A 16,582-nucleotide genomic window follows, 5' to 3' on the forward strand; every position below is an offset into this window, starting at 1 on the left:
CACCACAATCCCCCCTGTAGGAGCGAGCTTGCTCGCGATGGTCGTTAACGCTGACGCGTGTCTACTGAATGAACGCAGCGCTCTTGAGTCCATCGCGAGCAAGCTCGCTCCTACAGGGTTCGGTGCCGGTCACGGAACTGTCGCTTTCGTCGCTCCAGCCCGCGCAGTACAACGCCCGAACTAAACTTAAGGCACACAGGACGGGCTTGGCGTCCTGCACATTCCTACGACCACCGCCCAGTGGCGAAGGCCAGGCGAACCATGCCTCTGGACCGTGATCCTGCTAAAGGAGCACACGTGATGGACGAGGCCAGACTCAATGACTTCATGGGCAAACTGGTCAATGACATGGGCGGCGCGGCAATGCTGGCCAATGTCATCGTCGGTGAGGAGCTCGGTCTGTACCGGGCCATGGCCGACAGCCAACCGACCACCCCTGAAGTCCTTGCCGAAAAAACCGGCTGCAACCCCCGACTGGTGCGCGAATGGCTCAGCGCCCACGCCGCTTCCGGCTACATGGAACACGCCGACGGTCAATTCCGCCTCCCCGAAGAACAAGCCCTGGCCCTGGCCATCGAAGACTCACCGGTCTACATCGCTGGTGGTATCGGCGTGGTCGCGTCGTTTTTCCACGACAAGGACAAACTGGTCAGCGCCATGCGCGGCAACGGCGCCCTGGCCTGGGGCGATCACCATCCGTGTATGTTCAGCGGCACCGAGCGATTCTTCCGGCCAGGCTACAAGGCGCACCTGATCGCCGAATGGCTGCCGGCCCTCGACGGTGTCGTGGCCAAACTCGAGGCGGGGGCCAAAGTGGCGGACATCGGCTGCGGCCATGGTGCCTCGACGGTGATCATGGCCCAGGCCTTTCCGGATTCGCGCTTCGTCGGGTTCGACTACCACGCGCCCTCCGTCACCGTGGCCACCCAGCGCGCCGAAGAAGGCGGCGTGGGCAACCGGGCGCGGTTCTTCCAGGGCACCGCGAAAAGCTTCCCCGGCGATGACTATGACCTGGTGTGCTATTTCGACTGCCTGCACGACATGGGCGACCCGGTTGGCGCGGCAAAACACGCCTATGAATCGTTGAAGCCCGACGGCACGGTGCTGCTGGTAGAACCGTTCGCCAACGACTCGCTGGACGAGAACATCAACCCGGTGGGCCGGTTGTTCTACGCTGCCTCGACCTTCATCTGCACGCCGAACTCGCTGTCACAGGAAGTCGGCCTCGGGCTCGGAGCCCAGGCGGGTGAAGCGCGGTTGCGCCAAGTGTTCACCGAAGCCGGCTTTTCAAGCTTCCGCCGGGCCACGGAAACACCGTTCAACCTGATTCTGGAAGCGCGTAAATAACGCCACACTCACGATGGTGGTGGGTCAGCGACCTTGATGTATCTGGTCCATTGCCATCGCGATCAAGCTCACTCCTCCAGGGTCACAGACTCAAGAGAATCGTTGTCCCAGGTTTTCTTCTTTAAGCACATCAAACAACGCCTGTGCCGCCGCCGACAACTCACTTCCTGGCAGCGTCAACACCCCTAGCGCCCGTTCCACCACCGGGTCGCGCAAGGTAATGCAGTGCGCGCCCAGCTCACGCATCTGCCCCGCACACAACGCCGGCACCGCGCTCACCCCCAGCCCGCTGGCGACCATCCGCCCAGCCGTCGCCAATTGATGACTTTCAAACTCCACCGGCAATTTCATGCCTCGCGCCTGCAAGTGCTCTTCCAGCATCACCCGCACGGTGGACGGTCGCTGCAATGTGATGAACGGCTCCTTGAGCAACGTCTGCCAGTCGATTTCATCCAGCTCGACCAACGGCGAGTCCCGAGGCACCACCGCCACGAAGCGATCGACATACAACGGCGTAAACATCAGCGATGAGTTCTGGGTCGGTTCGAACGCCACACCCAGCTCCACCTGTCGGTCACGGACCATTTCCAGCACTTGCTCGTTGATCACGTCGTTGACCGTGACGTTGACGTTCGGATAGCGGGCGCGGAAGGTTTTGAGGATCGGTGGCAGCAGGTTGCCGGCAAACGACGGCATCGCCGCCAGAGTCACGCGGCCGCGCTGGAGGGTGAAGCGCTGGCGCAGATCGTCTTCGGCATTGTCCCAATCGGCGATCAACCGACGCGCTAGTGGTACCAGGGCTTCGCCTTCGGCAGTCAGCGCCACGTTGCGCGTGTTGCGGGTGAACAACCGCCCGCCCAGCCCTTCTTCCAATGCCTTTATGGTCAGGCTCAGGGCCGATTGCGACAGGTGCAGGCGCTCGCAGGCCACGGCAAAACTCAGGCTTTGGGCCACGGCCAGGAAAGCGCGGATCTGCTTGACGGTCATGGGTCGCTTAGCTCCAGAATGAATGAACCACTGAACCTTGTAGGAGCCGGCTTGCTGGCGATTGCAACATGGTAAGCGAAATCGATGTTGGCCTTATCCGCCGCCATCGCCAGCAAGCCGGCTCCTACAGGTCTGCATATTTCATCGCCTGATGAGTTTTATCAATCAATATTCCATAAAAATCAACTTAACAAATTAATCGCACAGAGAGACACTCTTCCCCATACGGCTAGCCAGCCGCCCACAAAGAATAAAAGAGGTGCATATGGCAGGTTTCGACAAGCGCGTGAGTTCCTACGAGGAAGCTCTGGCAGGTCTTGAAGACGGCATGACTGTTATCGCTGGCGGCTTCGGCCTGTGCGGGATCCCGGAAAACCTGATCAACGAGATCAAGCGCAAAGGCACTCGCGACCTGACCGTGGTTTCCAACAACTGCGGCGTCGACGGTTTCGGCCTCGGCGTGCTGCTGGAAGACCGCCAGATCAGCAAAGTGGTCGCTTCGTATGTGGGCGAGAACAAGATGTTCGAAGAGCAGCTGCTGAGCGGCGCTATCGAAGTGGTCCTGACCCCCCAAGGCACCCTCGCCGAAAAAATGCGCGCAGGTGGTGCCGGCATCCCGGCCTTCTTCACCGCCACCGGCGTCGGCACTCCGGTTGCCGATGGCAAGGAAGTGCGCGAATTCCACGGTCGACAGTACCTGATGGAAGAATCCATCACCGGTGACTTCGCCATCGTCAAAGGCTGGAAAGCCGACCACTTCGGCAACGTGATCTACCGTCATACCGCCCAGAACTTCAACCCGCTGGCCGCCACCGCCGGCAAGATCACCGTGGTCGAAGTCGAAGAAATCGTCGAACCCGGCGAGCTGGACCCGGCGCAGATCCACACCCCTGGCATCTACGTCGACCGGATCATCTGCGGCACGTTCGAGAAGCGCATCGAACAGCGCACCGTACGTAAGTGATCCCCTGCCCCCGGACCGAATGAAGGAATAACAACAATGGCACTTTCCCGCGAACAAATGGCTCAACGCGTCGCCCGCGAAATGCAGGACGGCTTCTACGTGAACCTGGGCATCGGCATTCCGACCCTGGTCGCCAACTACATCCCTGAAGGCATGGAAGTCATGCTGCAGTCGGAAAACGGCCTGCTGGGCATGGGTCCTTTTCCTACTGAAGAAACCATCGATGCCGACATGATCAACGCCGGCAAGCAAACCGTGACCGCACGGACCGGCGCGTCGATTTTCTCCTCGGCCGAGTCCTTCGCCATGATCCGCGGCGGCCATGTCGACCTGACCGTGCTGGGCGCGTTTGAAGTCGACGTCCAAGGCAACATCGCCTCGTGGATGATTCCCGGCAAACTGGTCAAGGGCATGGGCGGCGCGATGGACCTGGTCGCCGGCGCAGACAACATCATCGTCATCATGACCCACGCCTCCAAGGACGGTGAGTCCAAGCTGCTGGACCATTGCAGCCTGCCGCTGACCGGTGCCGGTTGCATCAAGCGCGTGCTGACCGACCTGGCTTACCTGGAAATCGACAACGGCGCGTTCATTCTGAAAGAGCGCGCGCCGGGTGTCAGCGTCGAAGAGATCATCGCCAAGACTGCCGGTAAACTGATCGTGCCGGAACATGTGCCGGAAATGCAGTTCGCTGACCAGTGAGGAAATTTTCCATGCAAGACGTCGTCATTGTTGCTGCCACGCGCACCGCGATCGGCAGTTTCCAGGGCTCCCTGGCCAATGTGTCCGCGGTGGACCTGGGCGCTGCGGTGATCCGCCAGTTGCTCGCGCAAACCGGCCTGGACCCTGCGCAAGTCGATGAAGTGATCATGGGCCAGGTTCTGACCGCCGGCGCCGGGCAAAACCCTGCGCGCCAGGCCTCGATCAAGGCGGGTCTGCCCTTCGCCGTACCGGCCATGACCCTGAACAAGGTCTGCGGTTCGGGCCTCAAGGCCCTCCACCTGGGTGCCCAGGCGATTCGTTGCGGCGATGCCGACGTGATCATCGCCGGCGGCCAGGAAAACATGAGCCTGTCCAACTACGTCATGCCCGGTGCCCGCACCGGCCTGCGCATGGGTCATGCACAAATCGTCGACACCATGATCAGCGATGGCCTGTGGGATGCGTTCAACGATTACCACATGGGTATCACCGCCGAGAACCTGGCCGAGAAGTACAACCTGACGCGCGAGCAGCAGGATGCCTTCGCCGCCGCCTCGCAGCAGAAAGCCGTGGCTGCCATCGAAGCCGGGCGTTTTGCCGACGAGATCACGCCGATCCTGATCCCCCAGCGCAAGGGCGATCCGCTGTCCTTCGCCACCGACGAGCAGCCACGGGCCGGCACCACCGCCGAATCCCTGGGCAAGCTCAAAGCCGCGTTCAAGAAGGACGGTTCGGTGACCGCCGGTAACGCTTCGTCCCTGAACGATGGCGCCGCCGCCGTGATCCTGATGAGCGCCGACAAAGCCAAGGCCCTGGGCCTGCCGGTGCTGGCGAAAATCGCCGCTTACGCCAACGCAGGCGTGGACCCGGCGATCATGGGCATCGGCCCGGTGTCCGCCACACGTCGTTGCCTGGACAAGGCCGGTTGGTCCGTTGACCAACTGGACCTGATCGAAGCCAACGAAGCGTTCGCCGCACAATCACTGGCCGTGGCCAAGGACCTGGAATGGGACTTGAACAAGGTCAACGTCAACGGCGGCGCCATCGCCCTCGGTCACCCGATCGGTGCTTCGGGCTGTCGCGTGCTGGTGACGTTGCTGCATGAAATGATCAAGCGCGACGCCAAGAAAGGCCTCGCCACCCTGTGCATCGGTGGTGGTCAAGGCGTGGCACTGGCGCTCGAGCGGGCGTAAGCCAACAGCGTTCAACAGACGGCGCGGGGACCCACGAAGAACCACGCCGCCTGGCAACACCCCCCGGTGCGATGCAAGTCTCACCGGGTTTTTTATGCCTGCGTTTTTTCAGGTGGACCGCGTTATCGATCATCGCGAGCACCAATCCCTGTAGGAGCAAGCTTGCTCGCGATGAACCTGTAGGCGCCCCATTTCCCCAGACAAAACCCGTCATCGTTAACGACCATCGCGAGCAGGCTCGCTCCTACAAAGGTCGGACCGTAGTTTGTATACAAAACCCATGAATCCGTAGAGCAATCGACCCGGCGCGATGTTAACGTTACGGCCTCATACAGGTCGGAGATGTACGCGTGTTGATCCTGAAACTGTTGGTAATTCCCGGATTCCTGCTGCTGATTTCCCTTGCCGGTAAACGTTGGGGACCAAGCGTGGCGGGCTGGTTGTCGGGATTGCCGGTGGTGGTCGGGCCGATTCTGTTTTTCCTCGCCATCGAACAAGGTCAGGTGTTCGCCGCGCAATCGGCAACCGCCGCGTTGTCGGCCATGTTCGCGATGATTGCCTTTTGCGTGACCTACGCCCAGGTTGCACAACGCGCCGAATGGCCGTTGGCATTGACGGTTTCGCTGTCCGTCTGGGCGGGCGTGGCCATCGTGCTGTCGCTGATCCCGGCGTCCCTGGTGTTTTCGGTGTGCGCCGCCGCGATTGCGTTGCTCGCTGCGCCGTATCTGTTCCCTGCGGTGCAACCGGTCATCAACGGCCCGGCGCCCAAATCCGACAAACTGATTTTGCGGATGATCGCCGGCGCCCTGCTCACTTTGTTCGTGACGCTGTTGGCCAGCACCGTCGGCGACCGCTGGAGCGGCTTGCTCGCGGTGTTCCCGGTACTGGGTAGCGTGATGGCGGTGTTTTCCCAGCAAACCCGTGGCCCGGCGTTCACTGCCGCATTGCTGCGCGCCACCGCCACCGGGATGTATTCATTCGCCGCGTTCTGCCTTGTCCTGGCGCTGACGCTGCCCGATATGGGCCTTAACGCATTTGTGTTGGGCGTTGCGGTTTCCATCGCCATGCTCGGCGTGACCAAACGCCTGCTGGCGCGGCCGGTCGGGACGGCAGCAAATGTGCCCGTCGCAGAGGATCGCTCTACCCAGGGAAAGTGACCGCTTGTTAGTCAGCACTGGAGTCATCGACAGTGCCCATGGGATGATCACGCCTCACCGCGCGCCCCCCCTGGAGATTTCAATGTCACTGTTCACTAAAAAAGCCCTGGTCCTGTTGCTGACAGCGGCGGCAAGTCTGGGGGCTTTGAATGTGCACGCCGCCACGGCCACATCCAGCAATGCGCCAGCGCATAAAGTTTCGATGCTCGGTGGCAAGTTCATCTTCAACTTGCCGAAGGGCTTCATCGCCAATCCGTTGCCCACCAGTCCGAACGGCGCGAGCGGCACGATGTACAGCAACGAAACCACCAAGACTGTGGTGATCGCCGCTGAAAACAGCCTGCCCAATGATCTTAGCGTCAAGGACAACGACGGCGAGTTTCTCGACGGCACCGCGGCCGATTTCGAGACGGCACAACACAGGTCCCTGCCGGACTACAACAAGCTCAGCGAAAAAAGCCTGACCCAGAAAACCGGGCTGGGCCTTCGCCAGGTAGACGGCACCGCCACTCAAGGCGGCGGTCTGACCCTCAACACAACCCTGATGGCGGCGTCCGGCAAGCGCATGGCAGTGGTTCAGGTCATTTCCCGCCCCGGCGACATGGCGGCCCACGAAACCCTGATCAAACAGATCGTCAGCGGCAAGTGAGATTCAAGGGTTGAGACGCTGCAACCAGGCGCTCAAATCTTCAATCTCTGTCGCACTGATGCTGTGCCCCAGGCCTGGATAGGCGTGGAACTCGGGTTCGAGTGACACGCTCTGCAACAGGCTGTTGGCCTCGCTGCCGTCACTCAACGGCAAGCGTTTGTCCTGCTCGCCATGACCGATGAAAATCGCCAGCGACTGGCGTTTTTCATCGGGCTCGAGTTCGGACTTGAGCACCGGCAGAATCCGCCCGCTCAACGCCGCAATCCCGCCGACCGCCTGCGGATGCCGCAGCGCCACTTCGTAGGACATGATCGCACCCTGGCTGAAACCCACCAGGAACACTTTCTCGGGTTCGGTGTGATATTTCTTCGCGGCCTGAGTGATGAAATCCAGCAGCACCTGACCGCTGGCTTTCAGATCATCCGTCTCACCGTTGTAGGCGCCTTCGCCCTTCTTGCGAAACCACTGATAGCTGCCCGCCTCCATCACCATCGGGGCCCGCACGGACAGGTAGTTGTATTGCGCAGGTAAATCATCCTTGATGCCGAACAGGTCGTGCTCGTTACTGCCATACCCGTGTAGAAAAATCACCAGGGGTTGATGGGTCGATTCGGCGTTGGCCTGCTCCAGGTACTTGAGTGGCAGGTCAGTTTGCAGCGGCGGGGTTTGGGCGTGGACAGCGGTGGATACCAGCAGCGTAAGCAAAGCGAGAATCTTCAACATAAACCTTCCTTCACAGAGCGCAGGATTCGGGCAGAGCCTAACATCTCTCATCGCCTATGCCTGTAGGAGAGTTGAGTCAGTCGTTGATCAACTTGCCCGCCCGAATCGGCTCGCGCCCGGCAACTTTCGCCTGCCACGTACCCGGCTGGGTGTAGCGCCCGCGGTCGATGGCGAACAGAACGCCGCTGGTGCCGGCGCACACCGTCGTGACCTTGTCACTCAACGGATCGACCACCTCAAACAGCGCATCGCCCTTCTCCACCCACTCACCGGCCTCCCTCAAAAAACTGACCACCCCGTGGTGCGGTGCAAACAGGTATTGGGTGCCTTCGAACGGCATACCTTCGCAGCATTCGCTCGGTGCTGCCGGCCAGGTGCCTTTGATGAACCCCTGCTCGGCCAGAAACCCCAGAATCGCTTCACAATTGGCCTGGGCCTGATCGACCCGGGTATCCCCCATACTGCCCAGCTCCAGCGTGGTCGCCAGGTTGGCCGGCGGAATCGCCGCTTCAGGGAATGCCCGGGCCAGACGCAACCATGGAGAGGAGCAGGATTCGTCGAACGAACTGCCACCAGAATCTTCACACAGCAACGCGACCCCGGCCTTCAACCGAGCCGCCAGGGATTGCCACTGCGGCCAGTGTTGCGGCAAAGCGTAAATGTGAATCGCCGCCTCGAAATCACAATGCAAATCCAGGGTAATGTCGGCATCGCAAGCATGGCGCAGCAACAGGCGATGCATCGCTTCAAGTTGCGACGCCGCAGGCGGCAACCCGTCGAGGACCTGACCCATGGTCTGGCGAATCAGAGCGATATTGGCCTCGGCATCAGCGCCCAGGCGATCACCAACCAACTCGCCCACCGGGGCACTGAGTTCAACGAACGAACGGTTGAAGTTCTTACCGCTGCCGAGCTCGAAGCGGCCCATGTGGCTGCCTTGCAAGTGCTGATCGAGACCGATGGGATTGGCCACCGGCACCAACTCGATCACGCCGTTCAACTGCCCCTGGCTTTCGAGTTCGGCCAGGCGTTTTTTCAGTTCCCAGGCGGTGCGCATGCCCGGCAACTCGTCGGCGTGCAGGCTGGCCTGGATGTACACCTTGCGAGTACCGGCGCCGTAACGGAACACACTGAGGGTGCGCTCGCTGCCCAGGTGACTCCAGGGCAGAGGATGGTCGATGCGTTGCATTGCGAACTCCTACAAAACCTGTAGGAGCTGGCTTGCCAGCGAAGACGTCGGCACCGTCGAAAAGGATGTGACTGTCAGATCGCTTTCGCTGGCAAGCCAGCTCCTACAGGTAAGAAATGTGTTAGGCAGGATAAATCATGAACACAAAAAAAGTGGCAACCGCGTCAACGGTTGCCACTTTTCCAAACGGCTGGATTACTCGCCGTAAACGTCAAACTTGAAGTACTTGTCCTGCACTTGCTTGTACTTGCCGTTGGCGCGGATTTCGGTGATCGCGGTGTTGAATTTCTCGGCCAGGGCGGTATCGCCCTTGCGCACGGCAATGCCGGCGCCGCCACCGAAGTATTTCGGATCGTTGTACTCAGGGCCAACGAATGTAAAGCCTTTACCGGCGTCGGTTTTCAGGAAACCGTCGTCCAGGTTGACCGAGTCCGCCAGCAGCGCGTCAATGCGACCGGAGACCATGTCCAGGTTGGCTTCCTGCTGGGAGCCGTAACGCACCAGGACGATCCCGGCTGGCTGCAGCACTTCGGTGGCAAAGCGGTCATGGGTACTGGCGCGCAGTACACCGACTTTCTTGCCCTTGAGTTCGGTCAGCGGGTCCTTGACGTCGGAGCCTTCCTTCATCACGAAACGCGCTGGGGTGTGGTAGTACTTGATGGTGAAATCGACGTTCTTCTTGCGATCGTCAGTGATGGTCATGGACGACAGGATCGCGTCGATTTTCTTGACCTTCAGGGCCGGGATCAGGCCGTCGAACTCTTGCTCGACCCACGTGCACTTCACTTTCATCTGTTCGCACAGGGCATCACCGATGTCCACGTCGAAACCGGTGAGTTTGCCGTCAGGGGTTTTCATCGAGAATGGCGGGTAACCGGCTTCGATACCGATGCGGATCGGCTTGGCGTCTTCGGCCACGGCGGTCAGGGACAACATCGACAGTGCCAGGGCACCGAACATCACTAGCTTCTTCATTTATAACTCCCGTGTGCGGAGACTTTTATTGGCAGCTTCGATTGGCAGCGTTCGGTGACCGCTTTATGGGCGAAAACCGAAGTGGCCGGCAGTCTAGAGTGGCAACGGGAGGGTAAATTGTGCTGAAGCGACAAAAAGTTACAGGGATGAGAACAGTATTTTGTGCGGTGTTTTCAGATCAGCATTCGCAACCGATTGCAGCAACGGGCGATTTCAGCTCTTCGGTACTCAACGCAAACCCCTCATCCAGCCACCCGGTTACGCCGCCGATCATCTCCTTGACCGGGTAACCCAATGCCGCCAGTTTCACCGCAGCCTTATTGGCACCATTACAGTGAGGCCCGGCGCAATAGACCACGAACAGGTTGTTTTTCGTGTAGCTCGCCAACCCTTCGGCCGTGAGCAGACGGCCCGGGATATTGATCGCGCCCGGCACATGACCGCGCTCGAACGCCAGCGGCCCACGCACATCCACCAGAATGAAATCGACTTCACCGTGCTGCTGACTGGTATAGACGTCGGAACAATCGGTTTCGAAGGTCAGACGGTTGCTGAAATGCATCAGGGCGATGGCCGATGGGGCGGCGGGAATGTCGCGAACCAGGCTGGGCATGGGCAGTACTCCAAAGTGTCGTCAGGTGTGAGAAGACTTTATCCGTCCCGTTCTTCCCGCTACAGTGGCGCACAAGACACTAACCGGGAGTTTTCCGCCAAATGCAACCCAACCCAGGATTGGTCGCGATTCTCGCCTACGACGGCCTTTGCACCTTCGAGTTCGGTATCGCCGTGGAAATCTTTGGCCTGGCACGCCCGGAATTCGAGTTCCCGTGGTATGCCCATCGCATCGTTGCCGTCGACCAAGGCCCGATGCGTGCCATGGGCGGCATCCAGGTGCTGGCCGATGGCGGCATGGAACTGCTCGCAGACGCCCGGACCATCATCATTCCCGGCTGGCGCGACCGCAGTGCGGCGGTGCCCGAGGAGTTGATCGCGGCGCTGCGCCAGGCTCATGCCCGAGGCGCGCGTTTGCTGTCGATTTGTTCCGGCGTGTTCGTGCTGGCCGCAACCGGTTTGCTCGACGGGCATGGCGCCACCACGCACTGGCGCTACACCACGGAGCTCGCCGAACGTTTTCCCAACATCCTGGTGGACCCGAACGTGCTCTATGTCGACTCGGGCCAATTGATCACGTCCGCCGGCAGCGCTGCGGGCATCGATGCATGTTTGCACTTGGTGGCGCGGGATTTCGGCACGCAAGTGGCCAATGCCGTGGCGCGGCGGCTGGTGATGTCGCCGCAACGCACCGGTGGCCAGGCGCAATTCATTCCGACGCCGGTCAGTCCTACACCGCGCAGCGATCTTTCCCGCATCATGCAGTGGGCGCGGGAGCGCCTGCACGAACCGCTTGAAGTGCGCGACCTGGCCAGCGAAGCGGCCATGAGCGAACGTACGTTCTTGCGCCGTTTTACCGAGGCCAGCGGCCAGTCCCCGAAAACCTGGCTGCAACATGAACGTCTGGGGCGCGCCCGCGAACTGCTGGAAAGCACCGATCAGAACACCGAGCAGATCGCCCAGCGCTGTGGTTATCGCTCGGTGGAAAGCTTCCGGGTGGCATTCCGTTCTGTGGTTGGCGTACCGCCGTCGGTGTATCGGGAGCGATTCGGGCGCGGTGTCAAAACCCTATCGTGAGGTGGCCCTTATTTCTCGGGTTTGCGCAGCAGATAGGTATCCATGATCCAGCCGTTGGCCTCTCGTGCAGCGTGGCGTACCCGCGCTATTTCGTCCTCCACGTCCTTGAGCTTGCCGCTGATCAGGATTTCATCCGGGGTGCCCAGGTAGGCGCCCCAATAAATGTCTGTCTCCTGGTCCGCCACCTGACGGTAGGCATCCTGCGCATCCAGCATCACCACCACACTGTCGGCCTCTCCCGCCTGCCCTGCCGCCAGTCGTCGCCCGGTGGTGATCTCGACGGATTGGCCGATCCGGTTCAGCGGCACCTTGTGTTGCGCCGTCAGGGCCTGGACGCTGGTGATGCCGGGGATCACCTCAAATTCGAAGGCGCAGACACCTGACGCCAGAATCGCCTGCAAGATACGGATGGTGCTGTCGTACAACGCCGGGTCGCCCCAAACAAGGAAACCGCCGCACTGACCGTCAGCCATTTCCTCGTTGATCAGGCGTTCGAAGGTTTGCTGTTTGGCCAGGTTCAGATCGTCGACACTGGTCTTGTAGTCCACGTCACCGCGCGCTCTTTCCGGGCTATGGGCCTCGACAACGCGGTAGTCGCGGTCGGTGATGTAGCGCTCGCAGATCTCGCGGCGCCATTCGATCAACTGGTTTTTACTTTCGCCCTTTTCCATCAGGAAAAACACATCGACCCGATTCAACGCCTTTACGGCTTGCATCGTGATGTAGTCCGGATTGCCCGCACCGATGCCGATGACCAATAGCTTTTTCATTCAAGCGACTCCCCGGGATCCGTGCCCGCCAAGCGCAGCCGCCAACGACCCTGGAATCGCAATTCCACAGCCGACAGCGGTTCTACATCGATCAGATTGAACGATGCGCCTTGCAACACGTGCGTCAGCGCAGCACGAATGACAAAGGGATGGGTGATGGCAACGATGTGTCCCGGTGTCGATTGCACTGACGTCAGCCATGCACTCACGCGTTCGCAGAGCCGGGTCACCGACTCGCCACCGTGGGGTGCCGAATCGGGGTTCTCCAGCCAGTGCTGAAGGGCCTCGGGTTCGGTGTTTTGCAGTTCACCGATGCGCACACCGCTCCAGCGCCCAAAATCGCAATCCTTCAGGGCTTCGATGATCTGCGGCGCGCTGCCGAACAATTCGGCGGTTTGCCGGGTTCGCAATTCGGGGCCGCACAGCAGGCGCGGGGCTCCCTTGAATTGAGTGCATCGGGATTGCTGCGCCGATTGCCAATCCATCTCCAACGGCTCGTCGGTAGGAAAGCGCGCCAATTTCTGTGCGACGGTTCGAGCGTGGCACATCAGAGTCAAACGGGTTGCCTGCACAGGTCATCACTCTATAAACGGACGTTAAACGCCTTCACGCAACGGGGCGTGCGCAATTGTGCCGTAGAAATGGTCATCCGGGCGTAATCGCCTTCGTCTTTTCAGCGTTCGCGGGTACCGGCTACTTGCCACTGACTCGGCTATCTCCGACCCCAATTTAGGCAATACCCTACAAGGCTGATCTACGTTGACTGACTCCCCGTGGCACCGGGGGTTTCGCCCCATTTTTGGGCAGGGAGAAACCCTGCAAAAATTAACTAGACAGGCCATACTCGATAAATAAATACTGCTTTCAATGAACGATTGAGGCACCCATCACGCCATCCAGCTAGAGCCCGGCACCCTCTCTGCAACCCCGGAATATCGATCAGCGGTGGTGTTCAAGCTGACCAAAACTATCAATCCGCGCCAACACCGTTAAACGCAAAAAACACTTAAAAAAACAGCGACACCTGAGCAAGAACAGATGACCGCCGATTTGACGTGAGTAAAAAACCGACAGTGATAGTCAGATTTGGCCCGGCGCCGAATCCATTGATACAAGGAGTGTCTCCATGCTGGTCTTGCGTCCAGTCGAGTTAGCCGACCTGCCCCAATTGCAGCGCCTGGCTCGTGAAAGCCTCGTGGGTGTAACGTCCCTGCCCGACGACTACGAACAATTGCACGAGAAGATTCGGCAGTCCTGTGCCTCATTCGAAAAAAACGTCCAGAGCCCTGGCCAGGAAAATTATTTCTTCGTCCTGGAAGACCCTGCGCAGCAACGCCTGTTGGGCTGCTCGGAAATCCTCGCCACCGCCGGGTTCAACGAACCGTTCTATAGCCTGCGCAACCGGCCGTTCACCAGCGCCTCGCGTGAATTGAACATCGAGCATGGCGTACCGACGCTGTCGTTGTGCCAGGATCTGAGTGGCCACACCCTCTTACGCGGTTTCCACATCGACAAGAGCCTGGAACGCACGCCACATTCCGAGCTCCTGTCGCGTGCGCGCTTGTTGTTTATCGCCGCCCACACGCAACGTTTCGCCGCCGCAGTGATCACTGAAATTGTCGGCTACAGCAACGATGAAGGGCACTCGCCGTTCTGGGATGCCATCGGCAAACACTTCTTCGATTTGCCCTACGTCGAGGCCGAACGACTTTGCGGTCTGGAAAGCCGGTCTTTTCTCGCCGAACTGATGCCGCATTACCCCCTCTACGTGCCCATGCTGCCCCAGGCGGCACAGGACTGCATCGGTCAAATCCATCCCGATGGCCAGGAAGCCTTCGATATCCTCGAACGAGAAGGCTTTGAGACCAACAGCTACGTTGACCTTTTCGACGCAGGTCCAACGCTGTTCGCGCGCACGTTGACGATCCGCTCAATCGTCCAGAGCACCTCGGGGCTTGTCCGACCGGGTACTTGCATTGATGCCCGGGGTCACTATCTGTTCAGTAATGATTCATTGAAAAACTACCGTGCCATCGTCGCCGAGCTCGACTACACCGCCGGGCAGCCTGTCATTCTGGACGCGGCCATGTGCTCAGCGCTGAAGGCCACCGAAGGCAGCGAAATCAGGCTGATCCCGCTGTGATTACGGACCGCTCCCGACACCCGAGCACGCATGAAAAAGGAACTTCAGCATGATTGTCCGCCCGGTTCAGATCACCGACCTGCCCGCTCTGATGGCGTTGGTGGGTCATGCGGAAACAGGGCTCAGCAACCTGCCGTTCAACGAAGAACGCCTGGCCCACAAGATCCGCTGGGCCCAGCGGGCTTTCGCCGAGCAGGTCGATCGTGCCGATGCCGACTACCTGTTTGTGCTCGAAGATGACGATCAGCAAGTCGTGGGCGTGAGCGCGTTGACGGGTGGAATCGGTCTGCGAGAACCTTGGTACAACTATCGGGTCGGGCTCACGGTGAGTGAGTCGCCCGACCTTGGCATCCAGCGCCAGCTTCCGACCCTGTTCCTGAGCAATGAAATGACCGGGCAATCGGAAATCCATTCGTTGTACCTGCACCCCGATGAACGCCGTGGAAGTAACGGTCGTTTGCTTTCCCTGGGGCGCTTACTGTTTGTGGCCGAATTTACACACCTGTTCGGTGACAAACTGATCGCTGAACTGCGGGGCAGTGCTGACGAACACGGCTGTTCACCGTTCTGGGACAGCGTGGGCCGCCACTTCTTCAAGATGGATTTCGGCCACGCCGAGCAATTGTCAGAACTGGGCAACAAATCCTTCATCGCCGAACTGATGCCGCGCCAACCGCTCTATACCTGCCTGCTGACCGAACAAGCCCAGGCGGTGATCGGCAAGGCCCACCCCCATACCGAACACGCTTTGAAAATCCTCGCCGCCGAGGGTTTTGCCCATAAGGGCTACATCGATATTTTCGACGCCGGCCCCGTCATCGAAGCCCCGATTTCGAGCATCCGCACCGTGCGCGAGAGTCAAAACCTGATACTGGACATCGGCACTCCGGACGATCAGGCACCGGAGTGGCTCATCCACAACCGGCGCCTGGAAAACTGCCGCATCACCAGCGCCCGGGCACGATTGGCGGGCGGAACGCTGATCGTTGACCGACTGACCGCCAAGCGCCTGCAACTGCAACCGGGGGACTCGGTGCGCGCGGTACAGCTGCTCAAGCAACAGCCCCGGGCCGTGGCGGCGTAACCAGCCGGCATCGGTCTCAATCTGTCCCGGCCTGCAAATTCGTCATCATTCTCCACCCGTTCGCGTGATAGCCTTTTGTTCCTTCGGCGTTGACACTTTTGCTCAAGCCCTTCCATTCCATTGGTGGAACTCATATGTCCAGGCTTTCTCATCAAGATTTGCGCCGCAATTTTCGCCAGCTGTTCGCTTCCAAAACCTGCTACCACACCGCCTCGGTTTTCGACCCGATGTCGGCCCGTATTGCGGCGGACCTGGGGTTCGAAGTCGGCATCCTCGGCGGCTCGGTCGCCTCGTTACAAGTGCTGGGCGCTCCTGACTTTGCCTTGATCACCCTCAGCGAATTCGCTGAGCAGGCCACCCGCATCGGCCGCGTCGCTCAATTGCCGGTGATTGCCGATGCCGACCACGGTTACGGCAACGCACTCAATGTCATGCGCACCATCGTCGAACTCGAACGCGCCGGCATCGCCGCCCTGACCATCGAAGATACCTTGCTGCCCGCCCAGTTCGGCCGCAAATCCACCGACCTGATCACCGTCGCCGAGGGTGTCGGCAAGATTCGCGCCGCGCTGGAAGCCAGGGTCGACTCGGAAATGGCAATCATCGCCCGAACCCACGCGGGCATTCTGCCGGTCCAGGAAATCATCAGCCGCACCCAGCAATATCAGGCTGCCGGAGCGGACGGGATTTGCATGGTCGGGGTCAAGGATTTCGATCACCTGGAGCAGATCGCCGAGCACCTGAGCGTCCCGCTGATGCTGGTGACCTACGGCAACCCGTTGCTACGCGACGATCAACGCCTGGCAGAACTGGGTGTACGCGTGACCATCGACGGCCACGGCGCCTACTTCGCCGCGATCAAGGCCACTTACGACAGCCTGCGTGAGCAACGACAGATCTTCACTCAGGGGGCGGATCTGAGCGCGACCGAGCTTACCCATACCTATACGCAGCCTGAGGAATACATCCGCTGGGCAGAGGAATTCATGCAAGTCAAAGAGTAATGGCGA

17 protein-coding genes are annotated in these 16,582 nt (G+C 60.1%); 10 read left to right on the forward strand and 7 right to left on the reverse strand.

Annotated features, from left to right (window positions below; translation table 11 throughout):
* The first annotated feature begins 300 nt into the window (after window positions 1-300).
* Window positions 301-1,347, forward strand: a complete 1,047-nt coding sequence (locus CKW19_RS04965; RefSeq protein ID WP_095056859.1) for a class I SAM-dependent methyltransferase — start codon at window positions 301-303, stop codon at window positions 1,345-1,347.
* A 90-nt stretch (window positions 1,348-1,437) separates the two neighbouring features.
* On the opposite strand, the gene CKW19_RS04970 is transcribed toward CKW19_RS04965, so the two are convergent.
* Entirely contained in the window at window positions 1,438-2,334 is an 897-nt protein-coding gene (locus CKW19_RS04970; protein WP_095056860.1) for a LysR family transcriptional regulator, read from the reverse strand.
* A gap of 265 nt (window positions 2,335-2,599) precedes the next feature.
* Between CKW19_RS04970 and CKW19_RS04975 the strand changes: the two genes are divergently transcribed.
* The 5 genes from CKW19_RS04975 (at window position 2,600) to CKW19_RS04995 (ending at window position 6,999) form a co-directional block, all read left to right on the forward strand.
* Window positions 2,600-3,298, forward strand: a complete 699-nt coding sequence (locus CKW19_RS04975) for a CoA transferase subunit A (RefSeq protein ID WP_053160351.1) — start codon at window positions 2,600-2,602, stop codon at window positions 3,296-3,298.
* 36 nt (window positions 3,299-3,334) lie between these two features.
* The gene (locus CKW19_RS04980) at window positions 3,335-4,000 is read left to right on the forward strand and encodes a CoA transferase subunit B (protein ID WP_095056861.1); all 666 of its coding nucleotides are present in this window, start codon (window positions 3,335-3,337) and stop codon (window positions 3,998-4,000) included.
* Between the two features lie 11 nt (window positions 4,001-4,011).
* Window positions 4,012-5,193 carry an acetyl-CoA C-acetyltransferase gene (locus tag CKW19_RS04985; protein WP_095056862.1) on the forward strand — a complete coding sequence of 394 codons (1,182 nt, stop codon included), beginning with the start codon at window positions 4,012-4,014 and terminating at the stop codon, window positions 5,191-5,193.
* A gap of 350 nt (window positions 5,194-5,543) precedes the next feature.
* Window positions 5,544-6,350 carry a hypothetical protein gene (locus CKW19_RS04990; protein ID WP_095056863.1) on the forward strand — a complete coding sequence of 269 codons (807 nt, stop codon included), beginning with the start codon at window positions 5,544-5,546 and terminating at the stop codon, window positions 6,348-6,350.
* A gap of 82 nt (window positions 6,351-6,432) precedes the next feature.
* A complete protein-coding gene (locus tag CKW19_RS04995; protein WP_095056864.1) occupies window positions 6,433-6,999 on the forward strand; it encodes a hypothetical protein in 567 nt (188 codons plus the stop codon).
* A gap of 3 nt (window positions 7,000-7,002) precedes the next feature.
* On the opposite strand, the gene CKW19_RS05000 is transcribed toward CKW19_RS04995, so the two are convergent.
* The 4 genes from CKW19_RS05000 to CKW19_RS05015 all read right to left on the reverse strand — a co-directional run bounded on the left by CKW19_RS05000 (window position 7,003) and on the right by CKW19_RS05015 (window position 10,499).
* The gene (locus CKW19_RS05000) at window positions 7,003-7,722 is read right to left on the reverse strand and encodes an alpha/beta hydrolase (protein WP_095056865.1); all 720 of its coding nucleotides are present in this window, start codon (window positions 7,720-7,722) and stop codon (window positions 7,003-7,005) included.
* 76 nt (window positions 7,723-7,798) lie between these two features.
* A complete protein-coding gene (locus CKW19_RS05005) occupies window positions 7,799-8,911 on the reverse strand; it encodes a succinylglutamate desuccinylase/aspartoacylase family protein (protein ID WP_095056866.1) in 1,113 nt (370 codons plus the stop codon).
* A gap of 195 nt (window positions 8,912-9,106) precedes the next feature.
* Window positions 9,107-9,886, reverse strand: coding sequence for an ABC transporter substrate-binding protein (locus tag CKW19_RS05010; protein ID WP_095056867.1), 780 nt, complete (start codon window positions 9,884-9,886; stop codon window positions 9,107-9,109).
* Between the two features lie 178 nt (window positions 9,887-10,064).
* Window positions 10,065-10,499: a rhodanese-like domain-containing protein gene (locus CKW19_RS05015; RefSeq protein WP_095056868.1), complete on the reverse strand. Its 435-nt coding sequence runs from the start codon at window positions 10,497-10,499 to the stop codon at window positions 10,065-10,067.
* Window positions 10,500-10,600: 101 nt separating this feature from the next.
* Between CKW19_RS05015 and ftrA the strand changes: the two genes are divergently transcribed.
* On the forward strand, window positions 10,601-11,575 hold the full coding sequence (ftrA, locus tag CKW19_RS05020; RefSeq protein ID WP_095056869.1) for a transcriptional regulator FtrA: 975 nt from the start codon (window positions 10,601-10,603) through the stop codon (window positions 11,573-11,575).
* 8 nt (window positions 11,576-11,583) lie between these two features.
* On the opposite strand, the gene cobF is transcribed toward ftrA, so the two are convergent.
* Both cobF and CKW19_RS05030 read right to left on the reverse strand, forming a co-directional pair.
* Window positions 11,584-12,345, reverse strand: a complete 762-nt coding sequence (cobF, locus tag CKW19_RS05025; protein WP_095056870.1) for a precorrin-6A synthase (deacetylating) — start codon at window positions 12,343-12,345, stop codon at window positions 11,584-11,586.
* On the reverse strand, window positions 12,342-12,917 hold the full coding sequence (locus tag CKW19_RS05030; protein ID WP_095056871.1) for a histidine phosphatase family protein: 576 nt from the start codon (window positions 12,915-12,917) through the stop codon (window positions 12,342-12,344). The genes cobF and CKW19_RS05030 overlap by 4 nt, the downstream gene beginning before the upstream one ends.
* Before the next feature lie 554 nt (window positions 12,918-13,471).
* Between CKW19_RS05030 and CKW19_RS05035 the strand changes: the two genes are divergently transcribed.
* The 3 genes from CKW19_RS05035 (at window position 13,472) to CKW19_RS05045 (ending at window position 16,576) form a co-directional block, all read left to right on the forward strand.
* Window positions 13,472-14,488 (forward strand): arginine N-succinyltransferase, encoded by a 1,017-nt coding sequence (locus tag CKW19_RS05035; RefSeq protein ID WP_095056872.1) that lies wholly within the window; start codon window positions 13,472-13,474, stop codon window positions 14,486-14,488.
* Window positions 14,489-14,537: 49 nt separating this feature from the next.
* Entirely contained in the window at window positions 14,538-15,572 is a 1,035-nt protein-coding gene (gene astA, locus CKW19_RS05040; protein ID WP_095056873.1) for an arginine N-succinyltransferase, read from the forward strand.
* 134 nt (window positions 15,573-15,706) lie between these two features.
* The gene (locus CKW19_RS05045; protein WP_095056874.1) at window positions 15,707-16,576 is read left to right on the forward strand and encodes an oxaloacetate decarboxylase; all 870 of its coding nucleotides are present in this window, start codon (window positions 15,707-15,709) and stop codon (window positions 16,574-16,576) included.
* Window positions 16,577-16,582 lie beyond the last annotated feature (6 nt).

The sequence above is a fragment of the Pseudomonas sp. Irchel s3f7 genome (genome assembly GCF_900187615.1).
Taxonomy (GTDB): domain Bacteria; phylum Pseudomonadota; class Gammaproteobacteria; order Pseudomonadales; family Pseudomonadaceae; genus Aquipseudomonas.

Bases quoted from the DNA above. Each gene is read 5' to 3' on its own strand.
- CKW19_RS04965 (WP_095056859.1), top strand. From the start codon at position 301: ATGGACGAGGCCAGACTCAATGACTTCATGGGCAAACTGGTCAATGAC.
- CKW19_RS04970 (WP_095056860.1), bottom strand. From the start codon at position 2,334: ATGACCGTCAAGCAGATCCGCGCTTTCCTGGCCGTGGCCCAAAGCCTG.
- CKW19_RS04975 (WP_053160351.1), top strand. From the start codon at position 2,600: ATGGCAGGTTTCGACAAGCGCGTGAGTTCCTACGAGGAAGCTCTGGCA.
- CKW19_RS04980 (WP_095056861.1), top strand. From the start codon at position 3,335: ATGGCACTTTCCCGCGAACAAATGGCTCAACGCGTCGCCCGCGAAATG.
- CKW19_RS04985 (WP_095056862.1), top strand. From the start codon at position 4,012: ATGCAAGACGTCGTCATTGTTGCTGCCACGCGCACCGCGATCGGCAGT.
- CKW19_RS04995 (WP_095056864.1), top strand. From the start codon at position 6,433: ATGTCACTGTTCACTAAAAAAGCCCTGGTCCTGTTGCTGACAGCGGCG.
- CKW19_RS05000 (WP_095056865.1), bottom strand. From the start codon at position 7,722: ATGTTGAAGATTCTCGCTTTGCTTACGCTGCTGGTATCCACCGCTGTC.
- CKW19_RS05005 (WP_095056866.1), bottom strand. From the start codon at position 8,911: ATGCAACGCATCGACCATCCTCTGCCCTGGAGTCACCTGGGCAGCGAG.
- CKW19_RS05010 (WP_095056867.1), bottom strand. From the start codon at position 9,886: ATGAAGAAGCTAGTGATGTTCGGTGCCCTGGCACTGTCGATGTTGTCC.
- CKW19_RS05015 (WP_095056868.1), bottom strand. From the start codon at position 10,499: ATGCCCAGCCTGGTTCGCGACATTCCCGCCGCCCCATCGGCCATCGCC.
- ftrA (WP_095056869.1), top strand. From the start codon at position 10,601: ATGCAACCCAACCCAGGATTGGTCGCGATTCTCGCCTACGACGGCCTT.
- cobF (WP_095056870.1), bottom strand. From the start codon at position 12,345: ATGAAAAAGCTATTGGTCATCGGCATCGGTGCGGGCAATCCGGACTAC.
- CKW19_RS05035 (WP_095056872.1), top strand. From the start codon at position 13,472: ATGCTGGTCTTGCGTCCAGTCGAGTTAGCCGACCTGCCCCAATTGCAG.
- astA (WP_095056873.1), top strand. From the start codon at position 14,538: ATGATTGTCCGCCCGGTTCAGATCACCGACCTGCCCGCTCTGATGGCG.
- CKW19_RS05045 (WP_095056874.1), top strand. From the start codon at position 15,707: ATGTCCAGGCTTTCTCATCAAGATTTGCGCCGCAATTTTCGCCAGCTG.